General features: G+C 42.9%; 12 protein-coding genes. 8 read left to right on the plus strand and 4 right to left on the minus strand.

The window, feature by feature from the left end; all coding sequences use genetic code 11:
- Position 1: 1 nt before the first annotated feature.
- The 4 genes from dagF (at position 2) to ACP8HI_RS24870 (ending at position 3532) form a co-directional block, all read left to right on the plus strand.
- On the plus strand, positions 2–757 hold the full coding sequence (dagF, locus tag ACP8HI_RS24855; RefSeq protein ID WP_438348782.1) for a 2-dehydro-3-deoxy-phosphogluconate aldolase: 756 nt from the start codon (positions 2–4) through the stop codon (positions 755–757).
- Positions 750–1766, plus strand: coding sequence for a sugar kinase (locus ACP8HI_RS24860; RefSeq protein ID WP_438348783.1), 1017 nt, complete (start codon positions 750–752; stop codon positions 1764–1766). The genes dagF and ACP8HI_RS24860 overlap by 8 nt, the downstream gene beginning before the upstream one ends.
- A gap of 7 nt (positions 1767–1773) precedes the next feature.
- Positions 1774–2490: a GntR family transcriptional regulator gene (locus ACP8HI_RS24865; protein WP_438348784.1), complete on the plus strand. Its 717-nt coding sequence runs from the start codon at positions 1774–1776 to the stop codon at positions 2488–2490.
- Between the two features lie 202 nt (positions 2491–2692).
- Positions 2693–3532: a formate/nitrite transporter family protein gene (locus tag ACP8HI_RS24870; protein ID WP_438348785.1), complete on the plus strand. Its 840-nt coding sequence runs from the start codon at positions 2693–2695 to the stop codon at positions 3530–3532.
- 500 nt (positions 3533–4032) lie between these two features.
- On the opposite strand, the gene ACP8HI_RS24875 is transcribed toward ACP8HI_RS24870, so the two are convergent.
- On the minus strand, positions 4033–5430 hold the full coding sequence (locus tag ACP8HI_RS24875) for an RNA-guided endonuclease InsQ/TnpB family protein (RefSeq protein ID WP_438351982.1): 1398 nt from the start codon (positions 5428–5430) through the stop codon (positions 4033–4035).
- A 258-nt stretch (positions 5431–5688) separates the two neighbouring features.
- Here ACP8HI_RS24875 and ACP8HI_RS24880 point away from each other — a divergent pair, with 258 nt between their 5' ends.
- Positions 5689–6183 carry an N-acetyltransferase family protein gene (locus ACP8HI_RS24880; protein ID WP_438348786.1) on the plus strand — a complete coding sequence of 165 codons (495 nt, stop codon included), beginning with the start codon at positions 5689–5691 and terminating at the stop codon, positions 6181–6183.
- A gap of 134 nt (positions 6184–6317) precedes the next feature.
- Positions 6318–7994, plus strand: a complete 1677-nt coding sequence (locus ACP8HI_RS24885) for a glutamine--tRNA ligase/YqeY domain fusion protein (RefSeq protein ID WP_438351983.1) — start codon at positions 6318–6320, stop codon at positions 7992–7994.
- An 89-nt stretch (positions 7995–8083) separates the two neighbouring features.
- Here the strand turns inward: ACP8HI_RS24885 and ACP8HI_RS24890 are convergent, their stop codons facing one another.
- Positions 8084–9322 (minus strand): MFS transporter, encoded by a 1239-nt coding sequence (locus ACP8HI_RS24890; protein WP_438348787.1) that lies wholly within the window; start codon positions 9320–9322, stop codon positions 8084–8086.
- Between the two features lie 629 nt (positions 9323–9951).
- On the opposite strand from ACP8HI_RS24890, the gene ACP8HI_RS24895 reads away from it, so the two are divergent.
- Entirely contained in the window at positions 9952–10635 is a 684-nt protein-coding gene (locus ACP8HI_RS24895; protein WP_438348788.1) for a TorD/DmsD family molecular chaperone, read from the plus strand.
- 183 nt (positions 10636–10818) lie between these two features.
- Here the strand turns inward: ACP8HI_RS24895 and ACP8HI_RS24900 are convergent, their stop codons facing one another.
- Positions 10819–13962, minus strand: a complete 3144-nt coding sequence (locus ACP8HI_RS24900; RefSeq protein WP_438348789.1) for an efflux RND transporter permease subunit — start codon at positions 13960–13962, stop codon at positions 10819–10821.
- Positions 13963–14024: 62 nt separating this feature from the next.
- On the minus strand, positions 14025–14930 hold the full coding sequence (locus ACP8HI_RS24905) for a TetR/AcrR family transcriptional regulator (protein ID WP_438348790.1): 906 nt from the start codon (positions 14928–14930) through the stop codon (positions 14025–14027).
- A 208-nt stretch (positions 14931–15138) separates the two neighbouring features.
- On the opposite strand from ACP8HI_RS24905, the gene cls reads away from it, so the two are divergent.
- On the plus strand, positions 15139–16647 hold the full coding sequence (gene cls / locus ACP8HI_RS24910; RefSeq protein ID WP_438348791.1) for a cardiolipin synthase: 1509 nt from the start codon (positions 15139–15141) through the stop codon (positions 16645–16647).

Below are 16647 nucleotides of genomic sequence, written 5' to 3' on the forward strand. Positions count from 1 at the left end.
TATGTCAAATATGGAGAAGCGTCTCTATAAGAACCGGATTGCACTTAATGTGCTGACCAATAGTATTGAAAATGCTAAAAGGGTATTTGCGGCAGCAGAAGGACATGTCGTTGTTGGTGTTTTGTCTAAGAACTATCCTAATGCGGAAGAAGCTGTAGCTGCTATGAAGGAATATGGAGCAGCGATCGATGATGCTGTTTCTATTGGACTGGGTGCAGGAGATAACCGTCAGGGCAAAGTTGTAGCGGAGATCGCTAGAAGCTATGGCGGATGCCATATTAATCAGGTGTTTCCAGCCGTTGGAGCTACCCGCGCTAATCTTCATGGGCGTGATAGTTGGATTAATAGTTTAGTTTCCCCAAGCGGGCGCGTGGGGTATGTGAATATTTCTACGGGACCTATCAGTGCAGCAGCATCTGAACAAGCTATCATCCCAGTAAAAGCTGCTATTGCACTCGTACGGGACATGGGCGGCAATGCGCTGAAATATTATCCGATGCAAGGGCTAGAGCTTGAGGATGAGTACCGTGCGGTGGCGAAAGCGTGCGGTGAAGAAGGGTTTGCCTTAGAGCCGACAGGTGGCATCGACATGCAGAACTTTCAACCTATTGTAGAAATTGCTCTTATGGCGGGGGTTCCACAAATTATTCCACACGTATATACGTCCATTATTGATGCTGAGTCAGGTAGCACGAATGTGGAGGATGTACAAGTGTTATACGAAACGATAAAGACATTGGTGGATCAGTATGCCTAAAAGAATTGCAGCCTTCGGGGAGGTCATGATGCGGTTGCAGGTGCCGGGGTATGAGTCGCTATCTCAAAGTAATACCTTGCAGTATTCCTTCTCAGGAAGCGGGGTGAACGTCGCATCTGCTCTGGCCCGTTTCGGTCACACTGGTGATCTGGTCTCCACTTTGCCTGACAATCCAATCGGAGAAGCGGCGATGGCTCACCTGCGTAAGCTGGGCATTTCAACGTCGTTCATCAGCAGAGGTGGGAAGTATGTAGGGATGTACTTTTTAGAAAATGGATTTGGTGCTCGTCCAAGTCGAGTGACTTATTCAGATCGACTAGAAAGTAGCTTTAACAAAGCAAATTCAGATGTGTATGATTTCTGCAAGGTTGCCCAGGAAATCGATATTGTCTATTTCTGTGGAATTACGCTGGCTATGAATGAATCGGTACGACAGCAGATGATTGATTTGGCACAAGAAGTGAAGAGAAATGGTGGTACAGTAGTGTTCGATTGTAATTTTCGTCCGTCGCTATGGGGTACGGATGGGTACACCATGGCCAAACCGCATTACGAGAAAATGCTTCATCTGTCCGATATCGTCATGATGAATGAAAAAGATGCGATGTTCACTTTGGGTATGGCGACAGAGGAAAGTGAGCGACTGGGGCAACTTATGCAGCTTATTCCACAAGTGGCAGAGAAGTATGACATTGCTGTTATAGCGGGAACACATCGTAAGATTAACGGAGATAATACACATTCACTTAAAGGATTTATGTATAAAGAGCGAGAATTTGAGTTTTCGAAAGAATTAACTTTTTCAGTGTATGATAGAATTGGTGCAGGGGACGCATATGCAAGTGGTATTATTCACGGCGAAGTGGGTGGCTTTACACCGAAGCAGAGTATTGCTTATGCAACTACGGCAGCTATGCTAGCACATACGGTCGTAGGCGACACGCCAACATCCACCGAAGCTGAAGTATTGCAAGCCATGACGGAAATTAGGCTAGATGTGGGAAGGTAGGAGAATCATGTCCATTTCTAGGAAAAAGGGACCTTTGTATTTGCAGATCAAGAAGATTATAAAAGACCGCATATTGCATGGGCTTTATCCAATCGGCACGAATATTCCTTCTGAGCCGCAACTTGAAAGTGAGTTTAAAGTAAGTAAAATGACGGTAAGAAATGCGATCCAAGAGCTTTCCCAAGAAGGGTATGTAGAGAAAAAAAGTGGCATTGGTACGATCGTTATTCGTAACACCTCTTTTTCTAATCTATCCAAGGGGAAGCGATTTACAGAAGTTTTAGTTGAGGAAGGTCACAAGATTGAGAAACGCATACTTACATTGGAATGGATGGAGAATGACGAAAAGACGGAACTTTTTGAGTTCTTTGGAGAACGTTGTCTGAGGATCGAACGCCTTTATCTTTTGGACGGGAAGCCATATATTCATTATGTTCATTTCCTATCGCCCGTCATTATGATGAATGAACACCTCGATGTGACAGAGATTCAATCGATATATGAGCTTATCGAAGACAATAACATCGAGATCGCGAATTTTCGAGATCATTTCACTGTGGCGGCTGCAACCGCTGAGATTGAGCAATGGCTGTCTGTTCCAGAGGGAACAGCGATGCTCAAACGTCTACGTTACTCCTATGATGCTAACGGCAGCGTAGTAGAATATAGCGTAGGTCATTATAATTCAGAAATGCAGCATTATATTGTTAATTACGACGTATAACGGATATGAGTTGTGACCATCTTTTAAGTAGACCTTATTACTCAAAGGATGGTCATTTGACGTATTTGACGACTAATGTGTGAAAGTTTTCACTAATAATCATTCATTGTGAGATATGTCACATTTAGAAGTGAAACAATTACGTTACAATCAATATAAATAGATTAGATTTTAAACATTATTGGATTAAGGGGATAGGATTATGGCCTATTATAAACCTCAGCAAATTGCTGAAGTAACAGTGGAGAACGGGACGAAGAAGGTTCACAGTCGGCTTGTAACAGTACTTGTTCTTGGTTTCTTAGGAGGTGCCTTTATTTCGCTGGGGTTCTTATTAAATATTCGTGTTGTGGCAGGAGCGCCAGCGGAATTGGGTTCTATTACAAATCTTATTGGGGCTGCGGTGTTCCCATTAGGTCTTATTCTTGTGCTTCTTGCGGGTGGCGAACTGTTGACGGGGAACATGATGGCAGTGCCTCTAGCTCGTATTGCGAAGAAAATTTCTACATGGGAAGCAATGAAGAACCTCATATTAATTACAATAAGTAACTTTGTAGGGGCTGTATTCGTCGCTTACTTCTTCGGACATATCGTTGGACTAACGGGCTCTGGCGTGTATTTAGAGAAAGTAGTGGAGATGGCAGCACACAAGTTAGACGATTCGTTCGTACAGGCATTTGTATCGGGGATCGGTTGTAATTGGTTGGTGGCATTAGCGGTCTGGCTATCTTATGGATCGGATAATATGAGTGGCAAAATACTAGGGATTTGGTTCCCAACAATGGCCTTTGTCGCCATCGGATTTCAGCACGTCGTGGCGAATATGTTCCTGATTCCAGCAGCCATCTTCGAAGGTTATTATTCATGGGGAGAATATTTAATTAATTTCGTCCCCGTCTGGCTAGGTAATCTCACCGGCGGTGCGATCTTCGTCGCGGCGGCGTATTGGGCGGCTTATCTTCGTGAACCTCAAGATAGCTCAGTCGCATTGGCAGCTAAAGATCAATCATCACAAGCAAGTGCAGTGCGTAAGCAGGCATAGGGGATAATCTTATTATTAAAATATAGGGACTACAGTATAAGATTCAGCTTATACTGTAGTCTTTTTATTTCTGGTCGAGTCGCTGGAAGACGGGTGCCGAACGATCGATGCTGATGTCGGTGGCGATGAAATAGTTGTAAAAAGGGTACTTACTTTAGAAGGAAAGGTAGGGGAGAGGGAAGTGGTTGCATAAAGGTCAGTTAAAATGGGGAAAACGATGAAATGTGAAGGTTTTCAAGTAATTAGATACCTTCTGTGCAACTAAAGCCAGCACTAGAGTAAATTGTCCGGATTTAGATACACGTTATGCAACTAAATTAGTTTTAGGGACATAGGCTTAAGCTCGAGTTCAAGTTCAAGTGTACTTTACGCAATTATTGACGATAGTTATCGTTTCATTAATGGTTAAACACAATGCAGGAGACTTATGATGAATACTCCCGCCACTTACCAACGCTGTTGCTTCGGCTGAAGTGGGGGTTTCTGATGTATCATCCAACTTATTTCAGGATGCTTAACACCAGTGGAGTTGACACGTTGATGGTCTGGTTACCATCCAACCCCTCTATCCCATTCGCTCTTTTGGCGGATACGTTTGGGAATACTTTTCGCATAATGTTGGCTGCGCCGTTCACATCGGCATGAATCACGCTCTTCGCGTTCTTATACAGACCGCGATATATCCGTTTGCCTGAGAAGATCCATGTTCCTTCTTCGCCATAACTCGGCAACGGGTCTAGATCTAAGAAACTGGCTTTCGAGGTATACGCCTCTTCGGTCAGGATAACGACGATTCCCTGTTCTGTTGCCTTATACTCGATCATCCCGATGAGCATCTGATGGGGAATGTGAGTGAAGGACTGATTGTTTCGCCGTCCGATCCCGGGTGCTTGTTTCCACCCATCGTTATGTCCAATGACGATCGTACCGATGTTGTGCTCCACTGCCAGCTTAATGATCTGATAACTTGCCTTGTGAAACAAGTCTCTGATCCTACGGTGGCGCTTCAGATGGAGTCGTTCTAATCGTCTGGACGTATACGCTCCTTCGCGTGGTTCCTTGCCCTGACGAAGAATGCCGGTATAGTGCGCCTTCATCTTGTTGTAATACTGATTGATCGATTTAATAATCTTGCCCTTCACGACGATCGGTTTCGCTCCGGTGGTCGTGACGATGGTTGCAAGATTGACGACGCCAAGATCAATCGCCAGCACGTGTTCTTGTACCGCTTCCTTCTGTTCGATCGGATAAGCGAAGATCAATTCGACCACGTATTGTCCATGGCTTGGGACGACACGTACTTGCTTCAGTTCTCCGTCGGTACAGCCCAGCTTGCCGATGTTCAGTTGCAGCTTGGTCTTTGGAAACTTAAGAAATTTCCGTTCTTTGATCACACAATCTTGATTGGAGAACATGACTTCCTTCACCCTATTCCGAGCGTATCCCGGAATATGGGGCTTGCCGTTGTACTTCTCAGGATGCTGACGGTAATCCTTGATGCTGGCAAAGAAGGCTTTCCAATTGTGGAACACCACTTTCATGATTCCCTGACTGCACTGCGTCGGGAGCGCCCGATAATCGATTTGATTCATCACTTTGAACAAAGCGTCCAAGAAGTTATAATGAACAAAGGGACTCTCTTGCGAGGGTAGCTTAAACGGATGGGAACGGTTCTTTTCACTTCGTCGTTTGTTCATGACGTTAATATGTGACGCTAGCGTGTCCATAACTTGCTGTTGCAACGGCTGAAGCGGCTCATTCTTCCCAAAAGCGGTAACGATCTGTCGGATGTAAAAGTTGGTCGTATTATACAGGTTCTTGGCATCCTGACATGCTTGATCGAGGTGCGCAAACAAGCGATGGCCTGGCTTAATCCACACTTGATGGGTTCTGTACATTGGCTTCGAATCTGACAAAACTTCACCCCCTTCCAATCGCGCGATACGAATATACGTTCTACTTTTATTGTACCTCTTAAGATTTAGGAAGGGAAGAACATTTTACGGGATTATTCAAGAGGTCGCCGAGTCACCTCGCCACTTATAGAAGTCGGAGTCCTCTAGGCGGAATTTGATAGAATCAACGATAATAAATCTGAGATACTAGCTAGTATCGGTCTAGCCTCGGAAGATGACTTTTGAAAAGAGGTGAAAAAGATGGGAGTTAATCAACAAACGCTAACGATCCGCCTTTCAGAAATGAAAGATGCGCAACAGATTATGGATTTAGATGCTGTTGTATGGGATGATTATAGCTCACCAGAACCTTTGGACTGGACTTCACGCGAGGATTTCTTACGACATTGCCAACCCGGTTCGCAGTTTGTAGCCCTCGTGGATCATAGAATTTGTGGTTATGTTGGGTTTCGCTATCCCACGCTCATCAAGAGTAATCGCCATGTGTATGAGATTAACATTGCGGTTCACCCACAATATCAGCATAGGGGAGTAGGGACAAGTCTGATGGATATGGTGAAGGAATGGGCAAGTGAGCAGGGGATGAAGAAATTGAGTTTACGTGTTCTGGCTTCCAATTCGGGCGCTCTAGAATTTTATGAGAAATGTGGATTTGTTAGAGAAGGTCAGCTTATTAACGAGTTCCTTGTAGGCGGACGGTATGTAGATGACATTCTGATGGGGTATCTTTTGTAAGAAAAGCGGTATAGTGATCCCGAAATCTACAGCAAAGCATCGTCATTGAACAATCCGCATATTACGGGTATATTTGTATGAAGCTAGTGTATACAGAACGAGACAGAAAACTCAAGGATGAAAGGTTGATTGCCATGGAGAACCCAAGTACACCTCCCAATTTTATTAAGAATATTATTACGGAAGATTTGAAATCCGGTAAGGTGAAGGAAGTTTTGACACGTTTTCCACCAGAACCTAATGGGTATTTACATATCGGACATGCTAAAGCGATCTGGATTAGCTTTACTTTAGCAGATGAGTTCGGAGGGAAGACGAATCTAAGATTCGATGATACCAACCCGATTAAAGAGGATACAGAATATGTGAAGTCCATTCAGGAAGATGTGAAGTGGCTCGGATATGAATGGGACGAGTTACGTTTCGCATCAGACTATTTCGATGAGATGTATGATCGCGCGGTCATCTTGATCAAGAAAGGGAAAGCCTACATTGATGATCTCAGCGCCGATCAAATTCGGGAGACCCGCGGTACATTGACGGAACCTGGCAGTAATAGCCCTTATCGTGATCGTAGTGTAGAAGAGAATCTGGTTTTGTTTGAGGGGATGCGTGCTGGCGAGTTTAGCGATGGTGCAAAAGTATTACGTGCCAAAATTGATATGTCGTCGCCTAATATTAACTTGCGTGATCCGGTAATTTACCGAATTTCGCACACTCATCATCACAACACAGGGGATAAATGGTGTATCTATCCGATGTATACTTTCGCCCATCCATTAGAGGATGCTATTGAAGCGATAACACATTCCCTTTGTTCGTTGGAATTTGAAGATCAACGACCTTTCTATGATTGGGTTGTAGCAGAATGCGAAATGCCAAATATTCCTCATCAATATGAATTCGGTCGTTTGAACGTGGGACAGACCCTAACGAGTAAACGGAAGCTGAAGTTACTTGTGGATCAACATCATGTGGATGGCTGGGATGATCCGCGGATGCCAACGATCTCAGGTCTGCGTCGTCTGGGATACACACCTGAGGCGATCCGTAGCTTTATTTATGAGACAGGTATCTCTAAGAGCCAAGGTGTCGTAGATCGACAAATGATGGAACATTTTATCCGCGAAGATCTGAAGATGAAAGCACCTCGTACGATGGCGGTATTGAATCCACTCAAAGTAGTGATTACCAACTATCCAGAGGGTCAAGTAGAGCATCTGGAAGCGGAGAATAATAGCGAGAATCCTGAAATGGGTAATCGTCAAATTCCATTCTCTCGGGAAATATATATTGAGCAAGAGGACTTCATGGAGAATCCACCGAACAAATACTTCCGACTATTCCCTGGTAATGAAGTCAGGCTGAAGAATGCTTATTTCATTAAATGCAATGAAGTGATCAAGGATGAAGAAGGTCATGTTATCGAAATTCATTGTACCTACGACGTTGAGACAAAGAGCGGTAGTGGATTTACTGGACGTAAAGTGAAAGGGACGATCCATTGGGTCGAGGCAAGTCAAGCCGTTCCTGCTGAATTCCGTTTGTATGAACCGCTTATATTGGACGAGGAAGCGGAAGAGTCGGTTGATGAGACACAAGAGAAGACGTTCCTTGATCAGATCAATCCGAATTCAATGGAAATCATCCAAGGCTATATAGAACCGGGGATGAAAGATGTGGTAGCGCAGGATAAGTTCCAATTTTTCCGCCATGGTTACTTTAACGTAGATTCCAAGTACTCGACGCCAGGACATCCGGTATTTAACCGTGTCGTCTCGCTTAAGAGTTCATTCCCAATAACGAAATAAAGAAATGATCTAATAAGCATAAACCAGCCCGCAGTGATCTGTCTGCGGGCTATTTTATGCTTGTTCAATGATAAGGAAGTTCTATGACACTAATAGATTGGATCCTCATCAGGATCCGCTTCGTGGATAGTACCAGGTAATTCATAACCATGTTTTCGAATGAGTGACCAGATCTGAGCGAAGCCAGCGGCACCGATTAAGGAGAAAAGCATCCCCGTCTGATACATGGCCTCGGCGCCAAAGTTTTGAAATAGCCATCCACCGACTAATCCACCGATAACGCCTGAGAGACCACTCCATGAGAGCGTGTAGACGGCTTGACCCGTTGCACGAAAGGGACGAGGGATCAACAGCATCGTAAGCTGGGTTCCGACATAGAAGAATCCGCCGAAGGTAACACAGTGCAGGACTTGAATGGCAGCGACCTCTAATGGAAGTGTAGCCTCAGCCATGAGAAGCCAACGCAGACTGAAGAGCAGACTTACTAGGGCAAGGCAACCAAATAACCATGATATTTTACGTTTCATGAAGCGATCGAACAAGAAGAACATACCCATTTCGAACAAAGAAGACAGGAGTACTGCCAATCCAACCATTCGCTTGGATCCTCCAATTTCTGTTATATATAATGACATAAATGTATTATTCATAGCATTCGGGACGGATACTAGAACACCTAGAAGGATAAAGGAAAGAAAGTATCGATTGGTCATAATCGTTGCAAACCCTTTGAAATGTAACGTGGGTGTATGGGAAGAGCGATGCAAAGGGGGGAGAAACATAACCGCCCCAATGGCCAAGATCAGAAGAGTAGTAAATAAGGTTGATACTTGTGATATACCCGTCCAATCAAGAATTTGCCCTGCAGCAATGGCGGTTATTGCCCAACCAATAGACCCCCATATGCGGAAAGAACCAAATTTACGCGGTGTATCCTGAATATATCCTAGTATAAGACTGTTGCTATGAGAGAATATAGGTGTTTGAAAGAAAAAGAATAAGGTCATTGTTAAATACACCATTGGATAGCTATCAGCTTGGAAGACAAACTGTATCAGCAACACGGTTCCACTCAACATGATGACGATAATACGTCTCATATTATGCAAACGGTCACCCCAGCTTCTCCAAAAGGGATTAGCAAACAAGGAGACAAAGGGTCCAAGTGCCATAAGGCTACCAATTTCGAATTTCGTCATGCCTACATCCTGAAGGTACAGTTGAAAAAAGCTAGTGAAGATGACCATGGAACCGTATAGGAAGAAATTGAAAAGTCTAAGTGACGTTAAGGATGATTTGGTTTCTATGGGTTCATTCAATATCGACATTCCTTTCCATAGGATGAATAGTCAAGCTCTATTACACTCGAGACCATCGATCATCCTAAATACGAATCGCTAATGGTTATTTATGGTGATTAGATTAACCATTCCACTTTAACATGTGTTGAAAGGGGATTCAAACCAACAAATTTCCATATCAACATAAATTTATGATTTAGAGGGGAAAATAGGAGAAAACTAATTAAAAATAGTGGTAAGCGCTTACAAAATAAGGTACTATATGTTTATAAGGTGACGATTCCCCCTAGTAATCGTATGCCGGAGTATCTATTGATATGATTTCCGTCAGTGATGGGAATCATTTTTTTTGAAATAATAAGAAAGTATAAGTTTCACTTGATACTCTATTCCTTATATTTCTGCTGAAACGGGTGCCTCAAAGTGATACGAAGTATCGCTAGGATCGGAAGCATAAACTCTTTGAAAAAGGATGGCATAGGCGTTTCTACTTTTAAAAAGATATCCATACTGAGGTGTGAAAATTGTCACATGAAATATATAACATTTGATGTATTATGAATATATAAGAAAGCGTTATCCTTTTAAAGAACAAATAAATGATGTTTATTGTATCGTCTCGACTCATTGATAGTACATAAAGGGGGTTGCACTCTGTGTTACTAACCATGGAACTTGTTAAGGATACTGAAGAATGTGTACGCTGGAAGCAAGGTAGAGGCTGGGTATATCAATTGCTTATAGATTTCTTGGGGAGTCCTCCAAGCTTGTCACTCGTTGCACAATGGCGGCAGCATATGGTTACTAGGGAGGAAATTCTGTTAACAGAAGGCGGTCAGCTGTTGAAGAACTACTTATCTAATATTATGCCGGGTCAACTTGTTAAGATCTGTGAAGTGGAGAAGGAAGAGTACCAACGTTTATTTCACTGTATGCGCCCCATATTCCGTTCGCTATGTGAAAGTGATTATGTGAGTAGGCTGAGAGAGAAGAAGGTGGATTGTACTGCGAATGTTCGTGAGATGTATGTTCAGTCAGGCATTGCATTCAATAAGTTGAACCATGAACAGGACGATAATATTTCGCTCGAGCTTGAGTACATGGCTATTCTCGCTGAACGAACATCAGATGATCGACGAATCAGAACTGCACAATTAGAATTAATTGATGATCAGATTCGCTTCCTAGATGAACATCTAATACAGTGGATTCCAACCTTCGGTGAAGATTTAATGTGTCTAGCACAAAGCTCAGTGTATACAGCTATAGGAAGTATTCTGAGAGACTTTATTCCGTATGATATGATCATGTTGCGCTCATGGAGAGAGAATCTTTCCTAGTAGAGGTTTTTCAAAAAGACATTTTTTGATCACGAAGTATATCAAGAGGTCTATAAGCTGATTCCTTAAGCGCGAACGGGAGTCGGCTTTTTTATATTTTTAAATAAAGTAAAAGGACGTACCTCCATTTCATAAGGAAAAGGGGATACGTCCTTTGTTGATTCAATATGGATGATAGCTATCTTAGTCTAGTACTTTAGGTTTGCTGAATTTCATCAGGAATTCATACACAATAGGTACGATAACTAGCGTCAGTAGTGTAGAACTGATCAGACCACCAATGACGGTAATTCCGAGTCCGCGTGAAATGATTCCAGCACTGTCTTCCAATCCAACAACAAGTGGCAGCAATGCACCAATGGTGGCGAGTGCAGTCATAAGTATTGGACGAAGGCGAGTTGCTCCTGCCTCAAGCAAGGCTTCACGAGTAGATAGACCTTCCTTCTCTTTGCGAATAACGCGGTCGATGAGTACGATCGCATTGGTTACAACGATCCCTATGAGCATCAATGCACCCATTAGAGAGGATACGTTGAGTGTCTCCTTAGTAATCAGTAATCCAACAAGAGCACCGATAACTGTGAATGGTAAAGAGAAGAGAATTGCAAACGGTGCAAGACCTCCACCGAAGGTGACAACGAGTACAAAGTATACAACCGCAATGGCTGCTAACATCGCAAGACCAAGTTGTGTAAATGTATCATTGATTTGTTCTGTTGAACCACCGAACTTAATCTCGACACCATCAGGCTTCTCGATGGCATTTACTTTGTTTTGTAAGCTTGTGGAAGCTTTACCAACATCGGCAGTCAAGATATTAGCTGACACGGAGACAACCATCTTACTATCGGTACGTGTGATGGTGTTCGGAGAATGTCCCTTTTCAATCTTAGCTACATCCTTGATTGCAACTTCGATGCCTAGAGGAGACATAATCTTCTCATCAGCAATCTCATGTATCGTCTTGTAGACAGAGCTGTCAGTTTCGATATAAACCTTGTAGGTTTTGTCCTCAACTTCAATTTCAGTTAGAACCGGACGCTCACGAACAGGGCTTAGCTTCATAGCAATCTGCCCAGCAGTAAGACCTAGTGAGCTTAACTTCTCCTGATCAGCTACAATCGTGTATTGATCATAGGAAGCAGATAGACTACTCTTTGCTTTTTCAAAATGAGTCGTATCCTCTTCTACAAGTCTCAGAATTTCATCGGACACGGGCTTAATATCCTCTAAGCTATCTCCAAATACGCTAACACTGAGTCCACTTCCGAGCATTCCGCCCGTCATATCTAAAGATGACCATGTACCATCAGGAATTTCTTGTTGAAGATCTTCGACAAGTTGTTTCTGGACATCTTCGAAGTTCTTGGTATCGGAGTTGTATTCAATATAGAATAGACCTGAGTTGGATGAGCTAGCACCACCCATCGGATTAGCACCGCCAATGGAATACTGCATTTTCTCTACGCCTGGTTGATTAAGAATCAATTTCTCAGCACTCAAGGCGCGTTGCTCGACAACATCCAGTTGATCTCCTGGTTTAGGTGAATAGGTCACCATGGTGAACTTATCTGTCTGATCCGGCATGAAGCTAGTGCCGATTAATGGATATAACATGATGCTGCCTGCAAGTAGAAGAACAGCAGAACCGAAGGTGATCGCTTTATGAGAAAGGGACCAATTCAGAATACGTTGATATCCCTTAGCAAGGCGCCCTAGCTCTTCTTTATGAGCACGTCTCTTCGTTGAGATACCCTTTTTGAAGAGTGTATGTGCAAGCATGGGTACAATGGTAATGGCAATAACAAGTGAAGCGAGCAGTGCAAATACCATGGTTAACGCAAATGGTAGGAATAACTCTCCAACCATGCCGCTTACAAATGCCAGCGGTAGGAAGACAGCGATGGTTACGATGGTAGATGACATGATGGGAACGAACATTTCTGCTGTTGCCTCACGGATTAATTCACGACCGCGCAGTTTCTCGCTCGTATCAGCAAGTCGCCGATAGATATTCTCTATGACGACAATGGAGTCATCAATAACGCGACCTATGGCAACAGTCATGGCACCTAAAGTCATCATATTTAGCGTAATATCCATTTGCCACAAGATAAGTACGGCAGCTAGAAGTGACAACGGAATCGAGATAACGGATATGATCGTCGAACGAATGTTACGTAGGAAGATCAGGATGATGATAACTGCAAATAATGCTCCAAATATTGCTTTACTAAGCATGGTGTTTACAGAATCTTCAATAGGTTTACCTTGATCGAGCAACGTGATCAGTTCAAGCCCGTGATAACTTGCCTTTAGCTCGACCAATTTATCTTTAACGGCATTGACGACATCGACGGTGTTGGCGTCATTGTCTTTTACAATGGACAGCCCGATCGATTCAACACCATTGGTACGAGAGATGGACTCTGCTGAACCAATAACTTGAATATCGGCAATCTCGCTGAGCTTAATTGTCGGAATGCCGCTAGCAACACTTGCGGTCAGATTCTGTGTGCTGGCTCCAGCAGCTTCGCTAAGGGCAGGGTTACCTTGACCTTGTGCTGAGTTATCCATGTTCGGAATGACAGGAATCGCAAGATTCTTCAAATCGTCTAGTTCAATGATGTTACCATCTACGACGACGGCCTTCTCAGATTCTTCTAAGTTATATAAACCAAGGGGTACACGGAGTGACGAGCCTTGGACGATACCTTTAACGGTATCTTGGTTAAGACCTAGTTCGGCCATTTTGGACTCGTTAAATCTCAGTTGAACTTCTCTGACGTATTGTCCTGATATACTTACGGAAGCTACACCTGCCAGCTTCTCCAATTCAGGTTTAACTTGATTCTCAATAATACGTGTTAATTCCTCTAAGTCTTTCGTTTGGGTATTTGAAGCGCTTAGGGAAATAACGGGAAAAGAATTTATACTGAACTTGGAAATCGTAGGCTTCTGTGCACCATCTGGTAAGTTCACTTCATTAAGTGCCTCACGGACAGCGGCCGTTGCCTGATCCAAATCCGTACCGTAATCGAATTCGATTGCTACAGAAGAAGCATTCTCCAATGAAGTGGAGGTGATTGTCTTGACTCCATCCACATTGCGAAGTCGTGTTTCAAGGGGAATGGTCAGATCTTGAACGACACCTTCGGGAGCTGCTCCAGGATAGATCGCAACCACGTTTAGGAAGGGAATACTGATATTGGGCATAGTTTCTTGTTTCATGGATACTCCGGCAAATAGTCCTGCAGCAGTAACGATGATCGTTAGAATCCAGATGGCAAACTTGTTGTTTAATGAGAAATTAATAATACTTTTCATAAGTGTGGTTCTGCTCCTCTCTTTAACTTTCTTGGGTTATACAGGATGATTATGAAGGCACTTTAGTTATTTGAATATAGTGAAATAATCTCCTTGAGTTCATCATTTAAGACTTGTAGTTCTGATATTTGTGCTAAATTACCAATCATACCTAACAGAATAACTCTTCGAGGTTGAATGTCCACGATTTCTTTCTCAAGAATATGTATGGACTCGAGAGCATCTTTGTACGTATTGTTATGAAGTAGGTTTTCTTTGAGGATCACTTTCATTTCCTTGGTCACTTGAAGGGGATGTCGTTGAAAGTCGGACTGTTCATTGAATTCGTTAACCCAATGGGACCACATATCGGAATCGATTAGGGGTTCTGCACCTTTGGAGATGAAACTTTCGCTAACATCATCAAGTAAGGAAATGAGATGTCTCGACATTCTCTGAATATTCAGAGGCAGACCAGGAATGAACAACATTCGTAAATAGGAGGCCAGTATGCCACCGAAGAATAAGGTTAGATCCATCGTGTAAGGCTCTACTTTTGGCCCATAGATGGATTCAAGCTTGAGTTTGAACCAGCCGAGCATTCTGAAGTGATCCTCCCGAATACAATCTGGATGTCCATGCTTCTTACTTGGACCGGGACCGTCTATAAACTGTTTCTTCAGAAACTCACGTAACTCTATCAGATGACTAAGAAGAACCTCAACTTGTTTCTGTAGTTGCTCTCTAGGAGAGAGTAGACTGTCTTGTTCTACTAGCATGACACTGTCAAGTACGAGCTGATAGCAGTATAAGTAAATACTTTCTTCTAATTCTTCCTTGGATTTAAAATGTAAATACAAGCTACCCTTCGACATTTCACACACTTCAGCAATTTCCTGCATTGAGGTTGAAGAAATACCTTGGGTAGAAAATAGTTGTAAGGCCATCTTCAAGATATAGGTTTTCCTGTCCGTTTGTTTCTCAGACAATTCGTATGCACTCCTTTCTAGAACTTTCGGGTTCTGTTATTGACTCTATAGTCAGAGTATATTATAAAACAAAAAGAGTTACAACTTTCTATCTACTGTCTATCTATATAGGCAGATATGGATGCATCATGTACAATAGTTAAGGATATAGGCTATTGATAGTATTATCTATTTAATCCAAATGGGAAGAAAAAAGGTGAGGGAATATATGAGACGCGGGTTGCAGGTTATATTAATTTCAGCAATTGTGTTCGCATTTTATTATTTTGGTTTTGGTGTTGTAGGGAGGACTGCGGGAACGATTGTTAGTGTGTTCTCAACCCTAACGGTTATTTCGCTATGTTTCATGATCTCTATGGAGAATCGGAATCCCTCTACAACGATGTCTTGGATTTTGTTACTTGCATTAGTTCCTATCGTGGGACTATTATTCTATTTCTTGTTCGGACAGAACTTCTTCAACCGTCGGAAGTATGATAAAAAAGCGCTGCGTGATATGGAAGCATACGAAAGAATTGAGAATGAGGAGCTCCGAATTCATCAGGATCTTTCTAAGTTTACAACGCGTCAGCAACAATTCTTGAAATTATCCCAGCGGCTGGCACGCACTCCAATCTCTTTCTCTACAGAAACAACGATTCTTACGAATGGAGAACAGACCTTCTCCACTTTACTTACCGAGCTTGAGAATGCCAAACATCATATACATATGGAATATTATATTTTTCGAGCAGATGATATCGGGACGCAAATTCAACAAATCCTGATCAATAAAGCGAAGATGGGTGTTGCGGTTCGGTTTATGTATGATGCGGTAGGTAGCATTCAGATTCCGAAAGTGTTCTTAAAGGAGATGGAAGAGGCTGGTGTGAAGCTGGTTGCTTTCGGTAGCGTCAAGACGAATTTCTTCTCTAGCCGCGTGAATTTCCGTAATCACCGCAAGATCGTTGTTATAGATGGGAGTGTCGGCTTGATCGGTGGGCTGAACGTGGGGGATGAGTATCTAAGTAGAAGTGAAACTTACGGATTCTGGCGAGATACACATATGCTTGTTAAGGGAGAAGCTGTTAGAACGCTTCAGATTATTTTTTTGCGGGATTGGCTTTATATGACAGGAGAACAATTCCTCGAGCAAGAATATTTGTCACCAACACTGACTAGTGGGAATGATGGTGTTGTTCAGATGATTGCGAGTGGTCCAGATAATGAGAGACGTGTACTTCGAAATCTCTTCTTCTCCATGATCACTTCAGCGGAGAAAAGTGTATGGCTAGCGACCCCGTATTTCATACCGGATGACGATATATTAACGGCTCTGAGGGTAGCTGCCCTAGGGGGGATAGATGTTAGAATTCTATTTCCTGCTAAACCTGACAAATGGGTTCCGTTCTTCGCTTCACATTCCTATTTCCCAGCGTTGATGGAAGTTGGGGTGAAGATCTATGAGTATGAGAAAGGGTTTCTCCATTCTAAATTATTGATCGTCGACGGTGAAGTAGCGACTATAGGAACGGCGAACATGGACATGCGTAGCCTGAATTTAAATTTTGAAGTGAATGCTCTTCTCGTAAAGACATCCAGTGTTCAGAAGATGGTTACCGACTTTGAGCGTGATCTATTAACAGCCACATTAATGAGTCCAGAACGATTGAAAGTCAAAAAGGTATGGGAGCGAATCCTAGAATCTGCTGCTCGTTTAATGTCACCATTGCTCTAG

This window comes from Paenibacillus sp. FA6 (assembly GCF_051550225.1).
In the GTDB taxonomy this organism is placed as follows: Bacteria; Bacillota; Bacilli; order Paenibacillales; family Paenibacillaceae; genus Paenibacillus_AQ.